At 58.3% G+C, this 16,048-nt stretch carries 14 protein-coding genes; 4 read left to right on the top strand and 10 right to left on the bottom strand.

Going from position 1 to position 16,048, the window contains the following annotated elements:
• Positions 1-109: 109 nt before the first annotated feature.
• A complete protein-coding gene (locus EKM85_RS06520; protein ID WP_125585464.1) occupies positions 110-1,021 on the bottom strand; it encodes a PTS sugar transporter subunit IIB in 912 nt (303 codons plus the stop codon).
• 93 nt (positions 1,022-1,114) lie between these two features.
• Positions 1,115-1,942, bottom strand: a complete 828-nt coding sequence (locus EKM85_RS06515; protein ID WP_125585463.1) for a MetQ/NlpA family ABC transporter substrate-binding protein — start codon at positions 1,940-1,942, stop codon at positions 1,115-1,117.
• A gap of 538 nt (positions 1,943-2,480) precedes the next feature.
• On the opposite strand from EKM85_RS06515, the gene EKM85_RS06510 reads away from it, so the two are divergent.
• On the top strand, positions 2,481-3,617 hold the full coding sequence (locus EKM85_RS06510; RefSeq protein WP_125585462.1) for an ArgE/DapE family deacylase: 1,137 nt from the start codon (positions 2,481-2,483) through the stop codon (positions 3,615-3,617).
• 292 nt (positions 3,618-3,909) lie between these two features.
• On the opposite strand, the gene EKM85_RS06505 is transcribed toward EKM85_RS06510, so the two are convergent.
• Positions 3,910-5,649, bottom strand: a complete 1,740-nt coding sequence (locus EKM85_RS06505; RefSeq protein WP_125585461.1) for an ABC transporter substrate-binding protein — start codon at positions 5,647-5,649, stop codon at positions 3,910-3,912.
• Positions 5,650-5,667: 18 nt separating this feature from the next.
• Positions 5,668-7,593: a right-handed parallel beta-helix repeat-containing protein gene (locus EKM85_RS06500; protein WP_125585460.1), complete on the bottom strand. Its 1,926-nt coding sequence runs from the start codon at positions 7,591-7,593 to the stop codon at positions 5,668-5,670.
• 104 nt (positions 7,594-7,697) lie between these two features.
• Between EKM85_RS06500 and EKM85_RS06495 the strand changes: the two genes are divergently transcribed.
• Complete coding sequence (locus EKM85_RS06495; protein ID WP_125585459.1) at positions 7,698-8,480, top strand: AraC family transcriptional regulator; 783 nt, start codon at positions 7,698-7,700, stop codon at positions 8,478-8,480.
• Between the two features lie 57 nt (positions 8,481-8,537).
• Here EKM85_RS06495 and rpiA read toward each other — a convergent pair whose 3' ends face one another.
• Positions 8,538-9,227, bottom strand: coding sequence for a ribose-5-phosphate isomerase RpiA (gene rpiA / locus EKM85_RS06490; protein WP_125585458.1), 690 nt, complete (start codon positions 9,225-9,227; stop codon positions 8,538-8,540).
• A 139-nt stretch (positions 9,228-9,366) separates the two neighbouring features.
• On the opposite strand from rpiA, the gene anmK reads away from it, so the two are divergent.
• On the top strand, positions 9,367-10,494 hold the full coding sequence (gene anmK / locus EKM85_RS06485) for an anhydro-N-acetylmuramic acid kinase AnmK (protein WP_125585457.1): 1,128 nt from the start codon (positions 9,367-9,369) through the stop codon (positions 10,492-10,494).
• Positions 10,495-10,610: 116 nt separating this feature from the next.
• Here the strand turns inward: anmK and EKM85_RS06480 are convergent, their stop codons facing one another.
• From EKM85_RS06480 to EKM85_RS06460, 5 genes are all read right to left on the bottom strand, one after another.
• On the bottom strand, positions 10,611-10,877 hold the full coding sequence (locus tag EKM85_RS06480) for a diacylglycerol kinase (RefSeq protein ID WP_125585456.1): 267 nt from the start codon (positions 10,875-10,877) through the stop codon (positions 10,611-10,613).
• Positions 10,878-10,896: 19 nt separating this feature from the next.
• Positions 10,897-12,225 carry a PTS sugar transporter subunit IIC gene (locus EKM85_RS06475; RefSeq protein ID WP_125585455.1) on the bottom strand — a complete coding sequence of 443 codons (1,329 nt, stop codon included), beginning with the start codon at positions 12,223-12,225 and terminating at the stop codon, positions 10,897-10,899.
• 159 nt (positions 12,226-12,384) lie between these two features.
• Complete coding sequence (locus EKM85_RS06470) at positions 12,385-13,242, bottom strand: MurR/RpiR family transcriptional regulator (RefSeq protein WP_125585454.1); 858 nt, start codon at positions 13,240-13,242, stop codon at positions 12,385-12,387.
• Between the two features lie 84 nt (positions 13,243-13,326).
• Positions 13,327-14,226, bottom strand: coding sequence for an N-acetylmuramic acid 6-phosphate etherase (gene murQ, locus EKM85_RS06465; RefSeq protein WP_125585453.1), 900 nt, complete (start codon positions 14,224-14,226; stop codon positions 13,327-13,329).
• Positions 14,207-14,962: an alpha/beta hydrolase gene (locus EKM85_RS06460; protein ID WP_125585452.1), complete on the bottom strand. Its 756-nt coding sequence runs from the start codon at positions 14,960-14,962 to the stop codon at positions 14,207-14,209. Before EKM85_RS06460 ends, murQ begins: the two co-directional genes overlap by 20 nt.
• Positions 14,963-15,149: 187 nt before the next feature.
• On the opposite strand from EKM85_RS06460, the gene EKM85_RS06455 reads away from it, so the two are divergent.
• A complete protein-coding gene (locus EKM85_RS06455; protein ID WP_164510696.1) occupies positions 15,150-16,046 on the top strand; it encodes an N-acetylglucosamine kinase in 897 nt (298 codons plus the stop codon).
• Positions 16,047-16,048 lie beyond the last annotated feature (2 nt).

Genomic DNA, 16,048 nt, shown 5'->3' with positions numbered 1-16,048 from the left:
ATTATATCGGCGATGGCGGCTGTTTCATATCATGATTACGAGGGCAAAGCAGAGCGGCGCCCTCAGATAGTTTTTTGCGGTCCAAGCCGGCGTCTTTAACAGCCACCCGTCAGTTGGTCCAGGTGAAGATCCCCCAGCGGTGGACCACCTTGGGCGGCGCCAGCGTCTCGAACCGCTTGACCCGCACCCCGGTCGCCGCGGCCGCGACCCAGTCGACCGCCTGCAAAAAGGCCAGCAGCTGCTCGACGAGGGCGGCTTGACTGCCGGCAGCAAGCAGCTTCGTCGGCAGCCAGGCGTTCGGAATATGATAAGCATCGTACCAGCGACTGGTGGCCAGCGGCAGGTCGTCGTCAAAGCGCAGCACGCCGTCCACCTGGCGGGCAACCTTAGCAATGTCATCCACGTCAATGTGCGGCCCAAACAGCCAGCGCACTTCGAAGTCCTGACGGGGATGAAAATCGTACAGTCCGGCCAGAGAGTACTTGTCTTGCAGGCTGCGAATGCCCAGCTGGCTGAGCGCCGCAGTGGCCGCCTGCCAGCCCGGATCCGTCCGCGAGGCCCCGTAAACCAGGATCTCCAGGTCTTTGTCGACCTGTTTGCCCGCGGCGATCCCGGACTGATAGCCGTGCATCAAGTCCAGCGTGATCAAGATCCCCGTCAGCATCCGCCCCCCGCGCACCGGGTCCATCTGGCCGAACAGCAAACTGGGAATGTCCTGCACGATCGTCGGGTAGTTCGCCAAATACTGTTTCAAGTACGGCGTGCGGTACCGGACCTGCGGCGCGACCAGCACCGCATCGATGTGCGTGCCAATGTCGTAGGCGGTGTCCGGCCGGATCGCCGCCTCGCTGCCATAGGTGAAGACCAGGTCCGAAGTCGGGACCGTCTCCTCGCGCAAAAAGCTGTTAATGTCGGTCATCCTGGCGGTCAAGCTGGGCTCGCTGGTGTTGATGCCTTTGACCATGCGCGCGCAAAACAGACTGGACGAGCCGCCCCCTGCGCAGCAGAATAAAATGTTCACCTGACCACCTCCAATGTATTCGGTTCCATCTATTCTAGCATAGCAAAGGGCAGCCGGTGATTGCTTTCACCAGCTGCCCGTCTTTGCACTCACTTAAAATTTATAGTTCCAGGCTGGCACCTCGGTGCTCTTGTAGGTCTTCTTGATCACCTTAGCGACCGCGCTGGTCTGGTAGGCCTTCACGATCTTCTTGTAGGTCTTGTTGCTCTTATCCGCCTTGCGCGCCACGATAATGTTGATCCACGGCTTCGACTTTTCGGTGATCTGCTCGCGGTAAATCGCCTTTTCTGGGTTCAACTTTGCATCAACGGCGATCCCAGAGTTGATGACGGCAGCGTCGACATCCGCCAGGGTCCGCGGCAGCTGCGCGGCATCCAGCGGCTTGATCTTCAGGTCCAGCTTGTTGGCTTTGACGTCAGCCGGAGTCGGCAGCTCGGTGTTCTTCAGCGTGATAAAGCCCGCCGTTTCCAGCAGCTCAAGCGCACGGCCTTCGTTAGTCGGGTCATTCGGGATCGACACGGTATCGCCCTTTTTCAGGTCCTTCAAGCTGGTGATCTTCTTGGAGTACACGGCAAGGGGCGCCAGCACGGTCTTCCCGATCGTGACCAGGGTGCCTTTGTTCGCCTTGTTCCAGTTGTCCAAGAAGAACTGGTGCTGGAACGCGTTCAGGTCGATGTCGCCGGCCTGCAGCGAGGAATTGGGCTGGTTGTAGTCGCCGAACTCCTTGATCTTCAAGTTGATGTGGGCATCTTCCTTATCCAGCTGCTTTTGGACGGCCTTCCACACCGTCTTATCCGCCCCGACGATGCCGATGGTGACATCCTTCGTCTTCACGCTGGCGCTGCTTTGCTGCCCGCATCCCGCCAACAGGACCCCAAGTGCGACTGCGGCAACACTCAATACCTTAAACCGAAACTTCATGATGACTTCCTCCTCAAATTGGGTAGTGAAACGACGGTGAACAAGTGGCGCGGTGGGTGAAGAGCTCAGGCGGGCGGTAAGCGGTAAAGCTCCGCGGGGCTGCTTCTCTAGGCAGTCGTGCAAGCACGACTGCCGGCGAGTGGCTGCCTGTAAGCGGTAAACCGCTAACAGGCAGCGCAAAAAGTCCGCCCACTTCTAACTTGGTTAGTTAGAAGTGAGCGGACCCACGGTACCATTCTAATTCGGCTGGCGAACCAGCCCTCAGCAACAGACAAACATCTGTGTGCGAGATAATGGTCGCCGTCCATCGCAGCCTTGCTTTCGCTCGGTGCGCCTATTATGTCAAGCCATCTTCGCGCTGCCTCACTACCCCGCTCTCATCAACTCGGGTTTTCTGGTCAGTCCCAGCTGCGCTACTCACTCAACGTAGTTTCAGTAATTTTTAACTTGCCACCAGAATACCACAGCAAATTTTAATGTCAACCATTGCATTTTCAAATTTTTACGGCTATGTTGTGATGCGAAGGAGTGATCATTCATGGACGAAGCAGACAAATTTTTGCAGGAACTAGTACAGATCGACACGAGTACCGCCACCACCAATGAGTCGGCGGTGGCGCGGGTGATTCAAAAAAAGTTGGCAGCGGCAGGCATTGACAGCAAACTGATTCCCTACGCCGAGGGCCGTGACAACTTGGTCGCCGAATTCGGCGATGGCCAGCCGATTTTCGTCTTCACCGGGCATCAGGACGTCGTGAACACCGGCGATCTCAGCAAGTGGACCTACCCGCCGTTTGCGGCGCACATCGAAAACGGGCGGCTGTACGGCCGCGGGGCGTCGGACATGAAATCTGGCCTGGCCGCCGAGGTGCTGGCATTCATCGCGCTGAAGCAGAGCGGGTTTGCTCACCACGTGCGCCTGCTTTTGACTATCGGCGAGGAGTACGGAGCGATGGGCGCGCAACAGCTCACCGATGCCGGGTACGCCGACGACATCGCCGCCATGTTGGTCGGCGAACCGACTGCCGGGAAGATCGAGTTTGGCCATGCCGGCTCGTACAACTACAAGGTCAAGAGTTACGGCAAATCGGCTCACTCCTCCTTGCCGGCGCTGGGGACCAACGCCATCGTCAAGCTGACCGACTTCATCCTGGCCGAGCGCACCCTGTTCGATGACGTGCCGGTCGACCCGGTCATTGGCCCGCTGGTCCACAGCGTCACCGTGCTCAAGGCTGGCGATCAGGTCAACACCATCCCCGACTATGCCGAGCTGGCCGGCAACATCCGGCCAACGCCAAGCTTCATGAACGAAAAGGTCACTGCCCGGCTCCAGGAGGCCGTCGCCAAAATCGACGCGGCCGGCGCGGGCAACCTCAAGTTCGAGCTGACCCACACCTTCTACCCGGTCCTGACCCCGACAGACAGCAAACTGGTCACCCGCGCCAACGAGGCCATCGAGTCCGTGTCCGGCAAGAAGCTGGCGCTGACGATCTCCCACGGCGCCACTGACGCCTCCGACTTCACCAAGTCGAAGAACAAGTTCGAGACCATCATCTACGGCCCTGGTGATGAGGACAAGAACCTCAGCCATCAGATCAACGAGTACGTCTCCCTGGACCGCTACCACACCGTGATCAAGGAGTACGAAGCCATCGTGCGGCACTACTTCGATTAACCACTGGCTCTTTTGCCAGCAAGGACCGAAATCACAATGATTTCGGTCCTTTTTGCGGCTTAAAAAAGTCACCACGACCAGGCGTTATCTGATCGTGATGACTGATTGGGATGAACAAAGCCAGCCGAATGAAAGCCCGGAGAAGCTTTGCTGACCGTACTGCACCGCCAGTCACGGCGAACACTGCGCCGGCAGTCAGCAGCTCGACTGGCCCGAAGGCACTTGCCGGGCTACGGGCCGGCAAGTGAATTTACTGAACGAACCAGGACAATTGTTGTCATTTTCACGTCCTCTAATTGGCGTACTGCTTGATGACCGCTTGCCGCTTGGCATTCTTGATCTTTGCCTGCTTTAAGTCAGCCTTATAGACGTCGGCGTAGCCCAGCCCCTTCGCGGTCTTCTGCAGGTGCGTCAACTCTTCATCAAAGCCTTTATCATTATTAGCCATAACCATCTTCCAGGAATCAGAGACAATTTCGCGGTTAAGCGTGCCCCGCTTCGTGGCAATCAAGGAGTCATCTTCTGGCGCTGTGTAGCTGACCCCAGCAAGCACGGACAGCTGATGATTTTTCTTCAGGTAAGCCATGCTCGACTGTGCACCGTCCATGTGAGCGGACCAGTCTTTGCTCAGTTTGCTCTGACTTGCTTTCATCTGTGATGGCCACATGTTGTAATTGTAGGCCTGGCCGGTAGTGGGATCAGTGTCAAACGGCAACACTGCCGGGAAGTTCAGCGCGGAGATGCCGCTTTGGAACGGCGTACTGCCGTACTTGGCTGGCATCTTCGTGTTCGAATCAACGTTCAAGACTTTATCCCCGAACGCGGTCAATACCGGCTTGCCGGCTTGCATCTTCCACATTAAGCCCTTGATTCCGGCGGTGGCAATGTTCCCGGCCTGGTTGATCTGAACGCCTTGAGGGCTGTACAACCAGTTGATAAACTTCACAAGCCGGGCCTTGTTTTTGGCCTTTGACCCGACGGCGATCATGGTCGTCGCGCCGGAAGGTGAAGCACCATTCGACGTGATCTTCATATCCTGGATCGGCGCCAGGGCAAAGCCTTTGCCCTGATTGACGTGAGCAGTCGTGTTGTAGCCACTGATGCCGAGGAAGTTCCACCAGCTGAACAGCACTTTACCAGCCCGCACTTTAGTGTCGATCTGCGTCCAGGTTTGCGCTGAACTGTCGGGGTCGAGAATGCCGGCCTGCCGGCATTTGTTCAAGAAGCGTGCCCCTTGAATGTACTGACTGTTCGTGCCAATGATGCTCTGGTAAGCTTTGCCATTGCCACGGCTCAAAACCATCCCCTGAGTTGCTTCCCAGCCGTGGAACGACATGTTCTGGGCAGCGTTTTGCATGTTGCTGCTGTCCCAATCTTTGAACAGGGAGACGCCCCAAATATTCTTGTCGCCGGTATCCTTGCGGGCCTGGTCCTGCATCTTCTTGAGCACCGTCACTAGCTCATCCGTATTTTTGATTTTGGGATAACCGATCTCACGGTAAAGGTCCCAGCGAATGTACGGTGCGGCAGTCGAAGGCTCCAGCCCCTCGGAGGCTTCGGTTGGCTTTTGCGAGGAGACGTTGTTGTTAAAGCCCCAAACCCCTTTCTTACCAACAGATTCGCGAATGACATCGGAGCTGGCGTGATACTTCTTAAGGTACTTCATCCCGCTCATGTAAGGGGTCATATCAGAGATCAAGCCGGCGCGCACCAGTTTCTTCGCGTGGGTATCTGAAGTGATGATCAGATCGCCCAAATTGCCCGCCGCGGTCCGGGTATCAAACAGCGTATTGCCGCCGCCGGACACGTTTGGTGACACCATCTTCAACTTCATGTGGAACTTATCTTGCACGTACTTAGCAAACCAGCCCTTGGCGATGCCGGCGGTGTTAGCGTTCTCATCGTAAACAGTCACGGTCATTTCCTTGCCGTCGTCTTTAGCCGGCTTGGCGGTGCTGCTTTGATTGCCGCAGGCCGCCAAGGTCAGCGCAATCGTCCCTAGTGTGAGGGACCAAGCGATTCCTTTTTTCATCAGAATATTCCTCCTGGGTTAATCCCAAACCTTGATTCTGTTCTCTCCAGAGTGCAGTTGCTGCCACGGCCCGATGAGCCGGTGGGCTCCGGCCTTGTTATCGTAGTCATGATCGAACCGGATCACGCTGCCATCCGGTGCCTCGAAGTCGGCGTTCGCAATCTGTACTGGTGGCAAGGCTGTCGTGTCCAGCACTGCCAAGTCGTGCTTCGTCAGCGCCTCAGGCACATCCAAGGTGACGTACACGCCGTCTTTTTCCTCGGTGATCCCGACTTTCACGGGGGTCGCCGAGACTAGTGGCTGCTGTTCCTGCTTAGCCGGCTCTGTGCCGCCCAGGTAGGCGTTATCCGCCAGGTAGATTGGCTGTGTCACCTTTTCGTAACCGACCAGGTCGGCGGGCCAATCGTGATCCTTTTTCACTCGAGCCGAAAAATCAGCAATCGACTCCGGCAGCCCGCTCAGCTGGACGGTGCCTTGCTCTTCCTTCTTCGCTTCATCGTTGAAGGCAAAAATGTTGCGGAAGAAACGGTCATCGCCGCCGTAGATTGCCGCAAACCCCTTGACCGCCGTTGAATGCGGCTGGTGGTACGGGGTAAACCGGTCAAGCACGGGCTCGTGCCCGTATGCGCCGGCAAAGAAGTTGTGAACAAACGCCCCGCCTTGCGACAGGTTGTCGACGACCCGCTCGCCAATGATGATGTTGTTATCGACCAGGTATGGGCCGTGATTGACCTCCACATAGAGACCGCTGTGATTGTGATACATCAGGTTGCGCGAAACGCGGATGCCTTGCGCCTGCCAGTCCAGCCAAATCGCCAGCAGGGTATCATGGATGCGGTTATGGATCAGGCGGACGTCGATGGCGGCGTGCAACTTGATCCCCGCCATTTCCCAGCCGCCGAACTCACGCATAAGGCCGATGTGGTGGATATCATTGTCCGCAATCGTGGAAAAGACCGCACCCATGTGGCCGACGATGCCGGCCTGCCCGCAGTTGTAGATCTCATTGCGCAGGACTTGGTGCGAGCCGATGCGACTCTTGTCCCAGCCGGCATACTCGCGCGCAGCAAACACCGCTTCCAGCTGGTACTGATACCCGGGACGCAGCGGCCCGTGTTCGTCACCGGTCGTGTAATCCTTGCCCAGGCTGATGCCGCAGGTTTTGGCGTCGTGCAGGACATTGTCTGCAATCAGCCAGCCCTTGGCCCAGTGCGGGCCCAGCATTGCGATCTGGTCGACGGTTGGCGGGTCCCAAGGATCGGCGACTTGCGCCATCTCGAAGCCTTGAACCGTGATGTAGTTGCGGCCAGTCCGGCGCGGGTAAAACGCCGCCGGGCGAACCGAGATCTCACAGAGCTTGGCGTTCGGCTCGCCCTCGGGGAAGTTCGCGTAGATGTGTGTTTCCGCTGGGCTGACCTCGGCAAACCACTGGTGCGCTGTCGCGTCAGGAAAAGGCTCTTCGACGTCGGTGCTGCTCATGTAGTCGTATGCCTTGGTCCGTGGGCTGGCGTGCTGAAGGGCATCAAGGCTTTCCGCCTCGTAGTAACACTGACCATCGACATACAGACTGCCGAGGTGCGTGATGCGCTTTTGATTCGAAGTCATCCAGTCGCCCTGCATGACGGTCTTAAAGGGATTATAATTGCCAAAAAGATTGTTGCTGACCGTTGCTTGGTAGACATTCCCGCTGACTTTTTGCCAGCCGGTGATCACTTCAGAACCCTTGATGATCGGCCGCTCGTCGGGGGCGGCTCGGTACGTGATCCGGTGCTGGGAAGAATCCCCGCCAAATTTTGGATCGACCCACTCGCGGTAGGTCCCCGCGTGAACGATGACCGTATCGCCTGCCACTGCAAGCTGAGCAGCATGGTTGATCGTCCGAAAAGGGGCCGCTGCCGTCCCCGCTGCCTGGTCTGACCCGTTTATGGTAACGTGATATTCCATCTTGAACATATCTCCTTCTTGGAATACTCTAAGCATAGACTTGGAACCGGATTCAAGCTAGGTTGATAATTTACTGACACTAGACGAAATTTGTGGTGATTGAAATGTTTTTCTTTGAGCATTACGGCCTTGCCTCGATGGTCATGTTTAAGCGCTACGAGGTCGCTAGTTACTCTTTTCCGCAGCATTTTCACCGGGCCTTTGAATTGCTGACGGTCACCGCCGGCCACCTCAATGTCATCATCGACGGCCACCCCGAGACTGTTGGGCCCCACTCGGCGGCGCTGATTTTTCCCAATCAGCTGCATTCGTTTAACAGTACAGAGGCCAATCGGTTTGCCATCTCCATTTTTGCCCCGGAGATGGTGCCCGACTTTTCCACGCTCCACCGCGGGCAGGTGCCAACGGACAACCGGTTGGCGGACGCAGATTTTACCGAGCACCTAAAGCTGGATTCCCAGTTGGCGCAGAAAAGCTGGCTCTACCAGGTCCTCGCCCAGTTCGAGACGCCGGCCCGGACTTACCAAAGGCGGATCCCCTCCCATCAGCAGCAGCTGCTTTACAAGGTGATCGACTTCATCGAGCACCACTATGAAAGCGACTGTAGTTTGCGCCTGGCGGCAGCCGCACTGGGCTACGATTATGCCTATCTGTCGCGCACCTTCAGTGCCTTGCTGGGCACCAGCTACACTGCCTACCTTCAGGAGTATCGGCTCACCAAGGCCACTCACCTGCTGGACGAAACCAGTCTGCCGATCAATCAGATTGCCACCCGCGCGGGCTTTGGCTCCTTGCATGCCTTCAATGAGGCGTTCCATCGGTATCTAGAAATCACTCCCACCGTTTACCGGCAGCAGGAGCACGCCAGCTTCGGCGAAAATGAGTAGCATAAAACAGGAGCGTCACAGCCACTTGCGGTTGGACGCTCCTGTTTAGTTAGCTCTTTACTTGCGGGTCCAGTGTTCGATCTTGCTCTCCGTGGCGATCAGCACCTCGTCGGTCATGCCCAGAAACAGGCCGTGCTCGACAACGCCCACGGTGCTGTCCAGCATCGCTGCCAGGCCCGCCGGGATCGGCAGCGGATCGACGTGCAGGTCGATGATGTAATTCCCATAGTGCGTCACGTAGCGGCTGCCGTCGGCCTTGAGGCGGTAAGCCGGCTGCAGGCCCTGGCGGTCAAAGCGGCGGAAGTTCTGCTCACAGGACACCGGCAGCACCTCGACTGGCAGCGGGAAGCCGCCGAGCCGGTCCACGACCTTGCTTTGGTCGACGATCCAGACGTTGTGCTTGGCGTTGATGGCGACGTTTTTCTCCAGCGTCAGCGCGCCGCCGCCGCCTTTGATGCCATCCAGCTGGTGGTCCACCCGGTCGGCACCGTCAATGCAGAGGTCGACCTGAGCCACCTCTGCCAGCTCACTGACGGTGAACCCATTGGCCTCTAGCTGCTGCTTTGAGCGACTGGACGTGGTGACCAGGGCTTTCAGATTCAGCGGCGTCTGCCGGTTGCGCTGGCCTAACAGGTCAATGAAAAACGCGACCGTTGACCCCGTTCCCACGCCGAGCACCGTGTTGGGTTGCACCATGGCCACCGCCTGAGCGGCCGCCTGTTTTTTCAGTTCATCCTGAGTTGCCATGTTGACCTCCTCGGTATTTCTGCTTTGCCTCCAGTGTAGCGGGCCGGCAGGGACGGCGCAAACCTTTTTCTCCCGCTGCTGAAATTTTATTTCATACTGGTGCGGCATGCGCTATCATGGAGGCAAAAGGAGGCCGCTTATGTTAGCAGTTGGATTAATGTCCGGGACCTCACTGGACGGTGTTGACGCCGCGCTGGTGGAAATTTCCGGGGTCAGCGAGAACACGACGGTCACGCTGAAAAAATTCATCACCGTCCCGTTCACAGCCGCGCAAAAGGCCCGGATTCAAAAGGAGCTCGCCAATGCCACCTCAAGCGTCGAGGGCCTGTGCAGCCTCGATTTTGCCCTTGGGGAGGCGTTTGGCCGCGCCGTCCTAGCGGTGTGCCGGGAAGCCGGGATCGCCAGTACCGCCCTCGCCTTCGTCGCCAGCCACGGCCAGACGCTGTACCACCTGCCGGTCGCGCCGGCGGGGGAGGCCCGCAGCACCATGCAACTGGGCAACGCCGCGGTGATCACGGAAATCACCCACACGACGGTGGTTTCGGACTTTCGCTCCCGCGACCTGGCCGCCGGCGGCCAAGGCGCCCCCATCGTGCCGTATTCAGAATACGTCTTATATCGCAGCGCCGCGCACCCGCGCATTTTGCAAAACATCGGCGGGATCGGCAACGCAACGGTAATCAAGCAAAACGCGCGGCTTGAAGATCTGTTCGCCTTCGATACCGGGCCGGGCAACATGGTGATCGACGAGCTGTGCCGCCACTTTTTCCATGAGGAATACGACGCCGGCGGCAAGCATGCCGCAGCCGGCCACGTGAACCAGGCGGTGCTGCACGCACTACTGAAGCACCCCTACTTCGCTAAACAGCCGCCCAAAACCACCGGCCGCGAGCTTTTCGGCAAGCAGTACACCGCCAGCCTGCTCAAGCAGTACGCGCTGGCCCCCAACGACTGGCTCGCCACGGCCACGGCGCTGACGGCGCAGTCGATCATCGCCGCGGTCCGGCCGTTTGCGCCAGCCGGCACCCAGCTGATCGTCGGCGGCGGTGGCAGCTACAACCCCACCTTGCTCAAGATGATGCAGGCCGCCGCACCGACCATGGAGGTACTGACCCAGGAAGAGCTGGGCATGCGCTCCGACGCCAAGGAAGCCATCGCCATGACGATCCTGGGCAATCAGACCCTGCACCATCTCCCCAGCAACGTCCCCAGCGCCACCGGGGCGAGCCGGCCCGTGATCTTGGGCAGCGTCACCTATTACGATTAATGACCTCGCCTGGCGCTTTGTGCGCCGGGCGTTTTTGTATTGAGCTAAGTGCGCGACCGCTGCGCACCTTGAAAAAAAGCCACCGACAACATTGCCGGTGGCCCTTGGTGCAAGTTTTACATGTGGCCCTTCTTCAGGAAGTAACTGTGCTCTTCGATCATGAAGATCACCGCGAACAAGGCGCAAAAGCCGTACAGGATCGCCGCGACCACATCGTTTAAGTGCGGCCAGATGAGGTACGGGATGATCATCACCAGAAACGATGACAGCGCCCAGATCCAGCGGTTGATGTTGATGTGCCGCGCTTTGAGCCCGGCGATCGCCCATTGACTCAGGGCGAGCACGACCAGAAAACCAGCGAAGACGAGTATCCAGTAAAACATATCAGCACCTCAAATCATGTTAGTTAGCAGCTTCAGCGTCGCGCTTAGCCTGGGATTCAGAATCCTGGCCGTTGCCGCTGATTTCGTCGGAGTACATCTTGCTATCGTAAGCCTTGACGAATGGGAAGTAAATCACGGCAGCCACCGCCAGGTTGAACAGAATCAAGACAACCATGCGCCAGTCGTTCCCGGCAGACAGGTAACCACCAATTGGTGCTGGCAGCGTCCATGCTGGGATCGTGGTGAAGCCGTTGACCAGACCGACCTTAACGGCAAAATAAGAAATCGTGGTCAGAACCAGTGGCACCAAGTTGAACGGAATGAACATGTACGGGTTCAGCATCATTGGCGCACCGAAGATCATTGGTTCGTTGATGTTGAAGATAGCTGGCACAATGGAGAACCGACCGACTTCTTTCAGGAACTTCGACTTGCAAATTGTCAGGAACATCAGCGCAACGACCAAGGTCGCACCGGCACCACCAATGGTAACGGTCCACTGGTAGAACTGCTCTGGCGCAATGTAAGGCAGGTGGGTTGGGGCTGTGCCCTTAGCCAGCGCATCCGCGTTGGCGTTGAGCATGATCAGCCACATCGGGCGAACAACGGAACCAACAATGGACATCCCGTGGATCCCGAAGCTCCACAGCAGGTGGATCAGGAACATTGGGAGCAGCGCGCCCAGCAGGTTGTTACCCAAGATGTTGGTCAACGGCTGGAACAAAGCAAGCAGTGCGGCGTTGACGTCAAAGCCAGCAACGTCGCGGACGATCCAAACGAAGGTGATGATCACGGCACCAGGGATCAGGGCCTCAAACGAACGGGCAACGGCCGGTGGCACTTGCTCCGGCATTTTGATGGTGACGTTGTGCGTCTTGAAGAACCGGTAAGTCTCAACCGCGAAGATCATGGCCAAGATGCCGCCGAACATGCCGGCCGCACCCAGGTTGGCCATTGGGATCACGAAGCCCAGCGGCTTTGCCTTGGGCGTCAACACGTTGATCGGCTGTTGGAGCATGAAGAACGCGCCCAAAGACAAGATCCCGCCGGTGACCCCATCCAAGTGGTAAGACTTAGCGAGGTCTTGCCCCATGACGAAGGTCGCGTAAATCGCCATCAGGCCCATCGTCATGCGGTACGGAATAACAATGGTAGCCGAGTACGGCGCCAATGCATCAGCCCAAGCCTTAATTGGCAGGTTGATGAAGACCATGAAGAAGGTCCCAATCAAAACCAGTGACAGGGAGGAAACAACCCCGTTACGAATGGCAAGCAGGTGACGTTGGGTCCCGATCTTTGCCATTGGTGGGACGAGTTTCTGCTCGACCCATTTCATCATTCTATCCAAACTACTCACTCCTAACATTGGATTAATATAATTGCTACCAGGTGATGTGAAATCGCCTTCACCCAGAAGTGTACCAGCTTGAAATTAAATTTCAACCGGTTCGGTGAATAAAACTGAAATTCTGTCATTTCATTTTACTAACAGTATTGGTATATGGTGCTAGAGCAAACTCTTCTTGTAATCGCGGACCACTTGCTGCGACTCGGCCAAGGCGGTCGAGGTCTGTTTGAAGTTGCGACTGACAAAGTCGTAAAAAATGATGTCAACAATCATGAACTGGGCCAGCAGCGAGTTCGTCGCCGCGATCCGGTTGGCGGCCTCCTTGGGCTGAGACGTGTGGACAGCAATGGTCGACATCTTGGCCAGGCTGTTGTTGCCAAAGCGCGTCAGGGACACCAGCTGAACGCCAAGTTTCTTGGCGTAGCGCGCGGCGACCAGCACTTCCGGCGTTTCGCCGGAGTTGGAGATGAGCCACAGGACATCCCCCGGCCGCGCGTTGACCAGCTTTGGCAATAGTGCGTTCAGGTCGTTGTCCGCCACCGCCGGGTAACCGATCCGGTTCCACTTCTGGGAGATGTTCTCGGCCGTCAGCTTTGACGCGCCGATTCCAAACACGTAAAGCTGGCGCGCTTTGCTCACCGCCTTGACCAGCGCGGCGACCTCGTCTTGATTGACCTGGTCCGTCGTCTCCCTGATCGACTGCAAGGCGCTGGACAAGAGCTTGCTCTTGATCGACGGCAGCGGCTCGTTGGGTGTGATGTCGCCAAAGTTTTGGGGATCATCCGGCGTCTTGGTGAGATCTGACGACAGCAGGATCTTCAGCGTAGTGAACCCGTCGATGTCCAGACTCTTGGTCAGGCGGATCACCGAGGCAGGGCTTGAGCCAGCCGCCTTGGCCAGGCTGGCGGCGGTCATGCCGATCACTTGCTCCGGGTGGTCCAGGATATATTTGGCCACCTTGTCCTCGGCCTCGGACAGCTCTGCCCGGGCGTTCAAAATACGTCCGCGAACTGACATTGGTATACCTCCTTTTGGTTAACGATAGCGTGCGGCCAGCAGCCGAGCAACCGATTTTGGCAGCTTTGCTGACATCTGCGGAAGTTATTTAAGGATTTTAAGGGCTTTGGCAATGAAACCATCGGCCGCGGCCAGCGCACTTTTCGCGTGCGCCAGGTCGACGTCGCCATCGATCATCACGATGGCCACTTTCGGCTCGTGCCCCGCGGCTTCGTAAAACCGCTCGGCCGTGGCAAAGTCGACCCCAGTCGCGGCCATAATGATCCGCTTGGCGCGGTCAACCAGCTTGATGTTGGTCGGCTTCACATCCACCATGAGGTTGCCGTACACCTTGCCCAGCTTGATCATCGCCGTGGTCGAGATCATGTTGAGGAGCAGCTTTTCCACCGTGCCGGCCTTCATCCGGGTGGATCCAGTCACGACTTCCGGGCCGACCACTGCTTCGATGGCGAACTCGGCGTGCGCGGAGATGGCCGCCTCGTGGTTGCAGGATAGCGCCCCAGTGCCGGCGCCCAGGCTGCGGGCGTAGTCCAGACCGCCGATCACGTAGGGGGTGCGGCCGGAAGCCGCCAGTCCCAGCACAAAATCATTGGCCGTCAGCTTGATGGCCTGCAGGTCACTTGCGCCGCCCTGGGCACTGTCTTCCGCGCCTTCCACGGCGTCCGTCATGGCCCGCTTTCCGCCGGCGATAAGCCCCTGAACCATTGCGGGTGACACTCCAAACGTGGGCACGCACTCCGCGGCGTCAAGCACGCCCAACCGGCCGCTGGTGCCGGCGCCAATGTAGATGAGCCGGCCACCGGCCTGAAAGCTCGCGACGACGCGGTCCACGATCTTGATCAGCGGGGTCATCACGGCCGGGTCTGCGATCACCTTGGGCACCTGCTGATCCTCGTGGTTGATCGTTGCCAAGATCTCAGCGGTACTCATCACATCGATATGAGTGGTCGCAGGATTGCGTGCTTCAGTTGTTTTTTCCATCATTAAGCTCCTTAGTTGAATCAAATAGCCAGCGCCAGGTCGCTTGTAGGGCCCGGTTCCAGAAGAACCAGTCGTGATCCCCGGGGCCGGTTTCGTAAGTCACGGCCAGTCCCAGATCACGGGTCAAGAAATCGTTAAAGTCATCGTTGGGCTGCTTCATAAAATCGGCATCCCCGATCGTGTGGTACCACCGCAGCTTGCGCAGCGCCTGGGGATCGGCCTGCTTCAAACTGCGCCGCAGTCGGTCAGCCGGCACCACACCGCCAAAGACGCGGCGAAAGTCCGGCATAATGCTGGGCACGACGCTCAGGTCGCACACGGGGGAAATTGCCGCGACCGCGCTAAACCAATCGGGGTGCGCGGCAGCGAGCATCATTGCCCCAAAGCCGCCCATTGAGTTGCCGGCCACAAAGTTGGCTACCGGTTTGGCCGAAAGCGGCAGCAGCTGCCGCATGGTCGGGATCAGCTCCTGAGTTAAGTAATCAAAGTACGGCGCCCCGCTGGCCTCATTTTGATAGAAGCTGCGGTCCATCTCCGGCATGACCACGGCGACGTGATCGCGCACCGCCAGCGGCTCCAGCGCGGTTTTGCGCTGCCAGCCAGAACCGTCATCGCCCAGGCCGTGAAACAGCCACAACGTGCGCAGGGGCTGCGCCGGCAACACGTCAGGCAGCACAACGGTCGTGCGCATTTGGTTGGCGAGCAGCTGCGACGCGCGCGTGATTGTTATCAGTGCCATTCGGATCAACTCCCTTCGACTTATTCTCCCCTTTTATAAAACAAAAAACCGAAAAATTCAACAAAACCTTGAAAAAATATTTCACGTTGCTAAGATGTAAGGGTAATCAATGCGCACTAAGCCGGCACAACCGGCCCCGGCTGTGCATTGCGCTTTTAGCCTTGGTTTCTTATTAGGAGGGATCCACATGACCTATCAAATCGGCATCGACAGCGGCGGCACGCACATCGTGGCGACCGCGTGGGCCGCCGCTGGCAAGCAGCTGGCCCAAACCACTGCCGGCCCTGGCAACATGCTGCTGGACCAACCGGGCACCATGGCGAATCTCACCCGGGTCATCACCACCCTGACGACCCAGTTGGGCCCGGCCGACTGCTCGCAGATCCTGGCCGGCGTGGCCGGGATCGCGACCACCGGTAATGCGCCGGCCGTCGCGGCGGCCCTGCAGCGTCAATTCGGCATCCCCACGGCAGTGATCAACGATGCCGAGCTCGCACTGTTAAACGGACTGGAAGGCGAAGACGGCACCCTCGTCATTGCTGGCACCGGCTCGATCACTTACGGCCGGGAAAATGGTCGGTTCCTGCGCGTGGGCGGCTGGGGCCAGCTGCTGGGCGACACCGGCTCGGCCTACAAGATTTTCGCTGTCGCCATGCAGCGCGCCCTGGCCGCCCATGACCGCGGTGAGGCCAGCACCCTGATCCCACTGTGCCAGCGACTGCTTGATGCGGACAGCATGCCCGCCGCGGTGCGGCACTTCTACCAGCTCGATCGGGCGACGCTGGCCAGCTATGCGGCCAAGGTCGCGGCCGCGGCAGTTGCCGGCGACGCGGCGGCCCAGCAAGTCATTACCGATGCGGCCGGTGCCCTGGGCCAGGAGGTACTGATGCTGCTGGACCGCTACGAGGACCCCAAGCCGCTGAAGCTCGCACTGTCCGGTTCGGTGCTCGTACACAACGCGGCCTTCCGCGACACGCTGGTCACCACCGTTCAGGCAAAGTACCCCGTCAGCGCCCAGGTGGTGACCACCAACAATTCGCGCGGCGTGCTGTACTGGTCGCGGTGGCAGGAAGCTGAGCAGTAAAC

Source organism: Lacticaseibacillus jixianensis (genome assembly GCF_003946485.1).
Lineage (GTDB): Bacteria > Bacillota > Bacilli > Lactobacillales > Lactobacillaceae > Lacticaseibacillus > Lacticaseibacillus jixianensis.
This window is presented reverse-complemented; position numbering and strand designations above follow the sequence as displayed.

What these genes read in the sequence shown, in the direction of transcription:
- EKM85_RS06455 (WP_164510696.1), top strand. Translation starts at nt 15,150, where the DNA reads ATGACCTATCAAATCGGCATCGACAGCGGCGGCACGCACATCGTGGCG.
- EKM85_RS06505 (WP_125585461.1), bottom strand. Translation starts at nt 5,649, where the DNA reads ATGAAAAAAGGAATCGCTTGGTCCCTCACACTAGGGACGATTGCGCTG.
- EKM85_RS06515 (WP_125585463.1), bottom strand. Translation starts at nt 1,942, where the DNA reads ATGAAGTTTCGGTTTAAGGTATTGAGTGTTGCCGCAGTCGCACTTGGG.
- EKM85_RS06480 (WP_125585456.1), bottom strand. Translation starts at nt 10,877, where the DNA reads ATGTTTTACTGGATACTCGTCTTCGCTGGTTTTCTGGTCGTGCTCGCC.
- EKM85_RS06495 (WP_125585459.1), top strand. Translation starts at nt 7,698, where the DNA reads ATGTTTTTCTTTGAGCATTACGGCCTTGCCTCGATGGTCATGTTTAAG.
- EKM85_RS06500 (WP_125585460.1), bottom strand. Translation starts at nt 7,593, where the DNA reads ATGGAATATCACGTTACCATAAACGGGTCAGACCAGGCAGCGGGGACG.
- EKM85_RS06470 (WP_125585454.1), bottom strand. Translation starts at nt 13,242, where the DNA reads ATGTCAGTTCGCGGACGTATTTTGAACGCCCGGGCAGAGCTGTCCGAG.
- EKM85_RS06510 (WP_125585462.1), top strand. Translation starts at nt 2,481, where the DNA reads ATGGACGAAGCAGACAAATTTTTGCAGGAACTAGTACAGATCGACACG.
- murQ (WP_125585453.1), bottom strand. Translation starts at nt 14,226, where the DNA reads ATGATGGAAAAAACAACTGAAGCACGCAATCCTGCGACCACTCATATC.
- EKM85_RS06460 (WP_125585452.1), bottom strand. Translation starts at nt 14,962, where the DNA reads ATGGCACTGATAACAATCACGCGCGCGTCGCAGCTGCTCGCCAACCAA.
- anmK (WP_125585457.1), top strand. Translation starts at nt 9,367, where the DNA reads ATGTTAGCAGTTGGATTAATGTCCGGGACCTCACTGGACGGTGTTGAC.
- rpiA (WP_125585458.1), bottom strand. Translation starts at nt 9,227, where the DNA reads ATGGCAACTCAGGATGAACTGAAAAAACAGGCGGCCGCTCAGGCGGTG.